The organism is Synechococcus sp. H70.1 (assembly GCF_047502705.1).
Taxonomy (GTDB): Bacteria; Cyanobacteriota; Cyanobacteriia; order Thermostichales; family Thermostichaceae; genus Thermostichus.
Map to the genome: position 1 here is coordinate 1 of NZ_JANSIV010000076.1, position 5,899 is coordinate 5,899.

Here is a 5,899-nt window from a genome sequence, read left to right on the forward strand (position 1 = left end):
CCCTTTAGCTGGTCTAGGCAGGGGACGGCGGTGGAGCTAGCGGGGGCGCGGGAGCGGCTAGCGCTGCAGTTGGATCCCCAGTTTCGGCCCTTGCAGTTCGAGCTGCGGCGGGGCGAGGCGGAACTGCGCGGCCAACGACAGCAAGATAGGCTCCAGGTGGTGGCAAACCGCTTACCACTGGCTTGGCTGGGAGGGTTGGCTGCCGGGCCCTGGGCCAGCTTACAGGGGAGGCTGGACGGCGAGGTGGCGCTTGACCTAGCCAGTGGCGCTGCTCAAGGTCAAGCTGCGGTCCAGGGGCTGCGGCTGGGCGACCTCGAGGTGCAGGGCCTCGCAGTGGATTTCGCTTACCACCCTGGAGACAACTCCCGCCCCGCTCGTCTGACCCTTGCCCAAGCCCAACTGGAGCTCTTTGAGAGCCTCTACACCGCCAGCGGCACCCTGGAGCTGCCGACGACCTCTCTGGATCCCACCTCGGCGGTTCCCGTTCCCCAGATCGACCTGCAGATCAGCACCCGCCGGGGCCGCCTGGAAGATCTCATCTCTACTTTCAAGTGGCGGAAGTGGAGCGATATCACCAGCCGCGGTTTTCGGCTGCCACCTTTGGGCCCTGCCGCGGTGCTGCGGACGGATCCGGTTGGTCTGCCCAACCATCCCCTCTGGGAGCAGCTAGAATACTACGCCCAGATCCTGGCCGCCCACCTGGAGACCCTGGCCAGCCGCATGGATCCCCGCCTTCCGCCGCCCACTAGCTGGCGGGGAGAATTCCAGGCCAGCGTCAGCTTGGCTGGCAGCCTCAACCGGCCCAGCGTCAGCTTTCACCTGGAGGGCCGGAATTGGCAAGCAGAGGAGTTTGCTGTCGAAAGCCTCACCGCCACCGGCAGCCTAGTCGAGGGGGCGGTAGTGCTGCAGCCGCTGCTGTTGCGCAGTGGGGAACGCCAAGCCCTTTTCACCGGCAAGGTGGGCTGGGAGAAACAGTCGGGATCCCTGCAAATTCAAGGATTTCCTCTGGCCTTGCTGGATCGCTTCTTGCCCGCTGGGCTGGAACTCCAAGGGGATCTCAACCTGGAGGTGGAGCTGGCAGGCAACCTGCGGGATCCCCATGCCCGCGGCTCCCTGACGGTGGTGAACGCCCAGATCAACCAGGTGCCGCTGCGGGAGGTGAGGGGGCAATTCGACTACCACCAGGGACAACTGCGCCTGGAGGGCGCCCTGCTGGCCAACGGTGACGAGCCGGTCCGCCTTTCCGGCCTGGTGCCCTACACCCTGCCCTTTGCGGAGGTGCAGGCCGCCGCGGATCAGATCGACCTCAGCCTGCAAGCTGAGAATGGCGGCCTGCGCCTAATCAACCTCCTCACCGACCAGGTGCGCTGGGAAGGCGGCCAAAGCCAACTGGAGCTAACCATCCGCGGCACCTTGCAAGAGCCCAGCCTGCAGGGGAACCTCAGCCTTAGCTCCGGGATCCTCAAACTGGCCGCCCTGCCGGAGCCCATCACCGACCTGACCGGCCAAATTGTCTTTAACCTCCACCAATTGGAGGTGCGGGAGCTGCGGGGACAGTTGGGCGGCGGATCCCTGTTGGCCAACGGCTTTTTGCCGGTCAACTCCCGCGGCGCCCTGCAGAGGGACGAGACCGCGCCACCCTTGACGCTGCAACTGCAAGGGATCCAGCTTACCCTGCCCAACCTCTACAGCGGCCGCTTGGAGGGAGAGGTGACGGTGGGCGGCCTGCTGCTGCGGCCTTTGCTCGAGGGGCGCCTAGAGGTTTCCCAAGGGGTTGTAGATGTCAGCCCCCGTCCTGGAAAAGAGGAAGCGGCGGCAACTCCTGCAAACTCGCCTCCGGCGGATCCCTTCTGGCAGCCGCGGCTCAACGGTCTAGAGCTGGTCTTGGGGCCTGGGATCCGCGTGCAGCGCCCCAACCTATTTGAATTCTACGCCAGCGGCAGCTTGCGCCTGTTCGGCACTCCCCAAGATCTACGTCCGGCGGGCACCATTGCCCTGGAGCGAGGCCGCGTCAGCTTGCCCGTTGCCACTTTTCGCCTGGATCGCTCCCGCCCCAACACCGCCACCTTTGACCTGGACAACCCCTTCGATCCTTTCTTAAACCTGCACCTAGTGACCCAAGTCTTCGAGGTGTACCGCTTTCCCCAAGATCTGTCCTCCTTCGACAACACCCGCAACCTGCCGGGATCCCAGCAGAGCATTGAGATCTTTGCCACTGTCAACGGCCGGGCCAGCCAACTGGCCGAAGCGGATCCCCGCAAGGGAGTTCTGGCCCTTTCCAGCAGCCCCAGCCGCTCCCCCGAAGAGATCGTCGCTCTGCTAGGGGGAACCGCCTTGGTCCGCCTCAACCCCGAAGTGGGAGTGGCCAGCCTGGCGGGAACCACCTTGCTCAACGATGTGTTAGATACGCTGCGGGACACGCTAGGTCTGGACGAGGTGCGCATTAGACCCCTTCCCCAGCTCGATACCCGCGCCCCCAACCGCTCCGCAGTGGGGCTGGCGCTGGAGGTGGCCCGCGATCTGGGGCCCGCCACTTCCCTCTCGCTGCAGCGCAACCTGACGGATCCCTTTCAGCCCACTCGCTACAGCGCCCGCTATCGCCTCAACGAGCAAACCCTCACCCGCGCCAGCACTGACCTCGAGGGCAACAACGCCATTGCCATCGAGTTTGAGACCCGATTTTGACGGGATCTGTCCTCTAGGGGGCGCTAGAGCAAAAGGTTCTAGCTCACTCTTCCTGTGGCACCTCGGGGGGAGGCTCCTTCCACAGGGGATTGTCCAGGATAGCTTTTTTGGTTTCTTTGAGTTTTTTCCACAGCTCTTTAATTTGGCGGTAGGCTTCTTCTGGGGTAATCTTGCCTCCCGTCTCCAAGCTACAAATTAGGGACACCTTATTGCTGAATTCCTGTAAATTGGCATCAAAAACCAGGTTCTGGGGCTTGACCTCGCCCCAGTAGGGGTAGCGAGGGGAGATAAATTCATCTTTGCTGGGAGGAGGGTTCGACTCTGTCATGGCAGGAAGGCTATGGACGCTTCTTCTTAGTTGGCTTAAAGGGCTTGGCTGCCCTAGCAGGATCCGGCGGCAGGCTAGGTCGATTGGGGAATGGCTGTTGCCCACGCCCTGAGGCCCTGGGAGGTTTCTTCTTGAGTTTAGAAGGAGAAGTTGAACGTTTTGGCTGTAGCTGTGGCCGCTCTTTGGGCACAGGACCGATGGGAGTTGCCGACTCTATGTAGAGCTGAGAGCCGCGGCGGCGCACCTGCAGATCCCAGAAGATACCTACTCCTTTGCCTGGCAGGGATCCGAGGAGGCGTAACTTAAAAGCTTGGGGTAATGCCAGTGCGGCAGAGCCTTCCTTCTGCTGCGCCCCTTGACTGGCGACTGGCTGTTGACTGGAGCTGGCAAATGGCAAAGGAGGAACGGAAGAGGAGCGGCGAATTTTAACGATGATAAAGCCCCTCTCTTGGGATTGAAAGACAACTTCGCCCCGAATGGAAAACCAGTCCGGCACCACTGTCGGGCAGGATCCCTCGGGGAGGGTTTGCCCCATTTCCTCTGGGGCCCAGACTCCCATCAACTGGACATGGAGATTTTGGCCTTTGTCGCGGGTGCGGGGATAGACCACCCACAGATAGTTGCGCTCCGGCTTTAGGTGCTTGCGCACCAGGCTTATCATCCGCCCTAGGAGGACAGCATTGATGTCCAGACCATCTAAGGTGCGCAAAACCCCCCGCGTCAAGCGCTCGGGCGAGGGAATGTACCGACCCTCAATGAGGCCAATGGCCCGATACTGCATCACTTCCCCTGGGGGAGGGATGGGCTCTAGGCAAGGACGCTTTCTTATCACCGTTGTTTTTCCTCCCGAAGTGGCAGCAACACCCGACTTGGAAAAGGCAGGGGCTACCCCACCCTTTGAGACCAACAGCTTGCCAACGCCAACCGCTAGCTCTGCTCCCAAGGAGTCCTTTGGCTCGGCACCCGGACTGGGTTATGAGGGGGAGGTTTCAAAGCCAACATTTGACGGCCTCCCGCCAGTGGAGAATCCTGCTTTCCGGTCTGGCAAGTACATCATAGCCTCTTGCCTGCTGGCGCGGACAGGTTGCTCTATCCCCTGTCTGGATCTGCCCAAAGGCAAGGGGTAAAACTGCCGTGAAGGCCATAGGGAAGGTGGTGCCGTAAGGGGATCCGCGCCACTGGGCCGGCTGCCAGATGAGCAGCTTCTAGGATTACCACCTGCGAGCGCTGGCTGGCTGCATCAAAGACCACAGTTGCAATCCAGCCGGCTTCTTCCGCAGAGTTTTCCGGATCGGGGATGAACACCGGCTCTCCAACAAAGCCGCGGGGGGCAAAACTGTATTGCTCGCTGCAACCTGTTGCCGTATCCAGCTTGAGAATGGCCTGCAGGGGTGCATTGGGGCCGGGAGCATGGGTAGCCCCAACGTAGATGTAGCGGTGGGGTTGGCCAATACGAGCCGGATGGATAGCGGGAAACTCCACCGAGCGATCCAGAAGCAGCTCCCGCTTGACTTTGCCCTCTTTGGGATCCAGCTCAAACCGCCACAGCTTGCCCGCCGGCACCTGGGCAAAGTCAATCTGTAGGTAGTCAGCTCCTGGCGCCAGGGCAGGGTAGGTCTCGTAGAGGACGGCATCGACCAGAACCTTCTCCCCCACCTCGTAGCCGTTGACAAAGTGAAAGACAAACCCCGGCTCCGTTTCCAGTTGCAGCGGTTCTCCCTTGGGGGGAAATAGCCAGATAAGGGTGGGTTTTTCTTTCTTAAGGGTCAGACAGGTGCCAGCTGGCTGCAGACCCAGCATGTAGGGCAAGGGGTTGAAGGTCACAGGATTTTGGAAAAAGATCCAGTGGCGGGGGGTCCAGACAAAGTCGTGCAAAAAGGCAAAACCTGGCAAGCAGTAGTCCCACTTTTCCACCAGCCGCCCTTGGGCATCAATGCGGTAAAACAGCAGCGTAGAAGAGGGGCCCGTCTGCACCCCAAAGGCTAGGAGATCTCCTGTTTCTGGATTGCGGCGGGGATGGGCTGTAAACGGCTGATGGGGAGCAAGGGCACCGCTAAAGGTTTCAATCCCCTCGGTAGCCAAGCTGGCCGGGTTCAAGCGGTAGGGGGCTCTGGCTTCCCAAAGGGCGAGCAGCTTGCCGCCGTGGTAAATGACGTTAGTGTTGGCAGGATTTTTGAAGCGCAAGTCGAGAAAATTGGCCCACCAGCCCCCTGGCTTCTGGGTACCAAACACGCCGCGGTAGAGAACTCGACCAGCTTTCTCCTCTGCCTCAAACTCCGGCGTGCGCACAAACCGGTTGCGGAAATGCACCCGCCCATCCACCAAGGTGATGGCACAGACCATGCCGTCGCCATCGAAGGGATGGCCGTAGCGCTGGGATCCTGCTTCCAGCTTGCCTGGTCCGTTGCGAAACAGGGTTCCCTGAAGTCTTGGAGGGATCTGCCCCTCGATCTCTGTTACCCAGTAGGTGTACTCCTGGCGCAGAGAGCGGTAGCCCAACCGCCAGTCGGCAAGGCTATAGGAAGGGGAGGCGACACTGACCATGGGAAATCGGCAAGCAACGCCTTCTATTGTTACTTAACTTCACTAGACGTGCGGACTTCCCCACCCGGGTGGGGATGGAGAGCACCCCCTGGTTAGTTCTGGAGGTATCTAGAGGTGCACCGCCACAAGTTGGAATCGTGCCAGAGCTTGGCCCTTCCTCAATAGCTTTGCTGAACCGTTGTCTCAACACTCGAACCAAGGTTAGAAATACTCCAGGCTCGACTTAGTTCTGGACGGGTAACCAGGCGGCAGACCTTTCGGCTGTACCCTAACAAAACCCAAGAGCGGGCCTTGTTGTCTGCTCGCCGTTTGCACTGCTACCTGTACAACGCTTGCCTTGCT

4 protein-coding genes are annotated in these 5,899 nt (G+C 60.8%); 1 reads left to right on the plus strand and 3 read right to left on the minus strand.

The annotated features are described in order from the left end of the window. Window positions 1-2,685 (plus strand): translocation/assembly module TamB domain-containing protein (locus tag NW827_RS05450; RefSeq protein ID WP_414503426.1); only part of this gene is annotated, 2,685 nt, incomplete at its 5' end. A 43-nt stretch (window positions 2,686-2,728) separates the two neighbouring features. Here the strand turns inward: NW827_RS05450 and NW827_RS05455 are convergent. From NW827_RS05455 to NW827_RS05465, 3 genes are all read right to left on the minus strand, one after another. After that, window positions 2,729-3,013, minus strand: coding sequence for a hypothetical protein (locus NW827_RS05455; protein ID WP_414362021.1), 285 nt, complete (start codon window positions 3,011-3,013; stop codon window positions 2,729-2,731). A 10-nt stretch (window positions 3,014-3,023) separates the two neighbouring features. Next, the gene (locus NW827_RS05460) at window positions 3,024-3,845 is read right to left on the minus strand and encodes a hypothetical protein (protein ID WP_414503427.1); all 822 of its coding nucleotides are present in this window, start codon (window positions 3,843-3,845) and stop codon (window positions 3,024-3,026) included. Between the two features lie 257 nt (window positions 3,846-4,102). Continuing rightward, entirely contained in the window at window positions 4,103-5,557 is a 1,455-nt protein-coding gene (locus NW827_RS05465; protein WP_414503428.1) for a carotenoid oxygenase family protein, read from the minus strand. Between the last annotated feature and the right edge of the window lie 342 nt (window positions 5,558-5,899).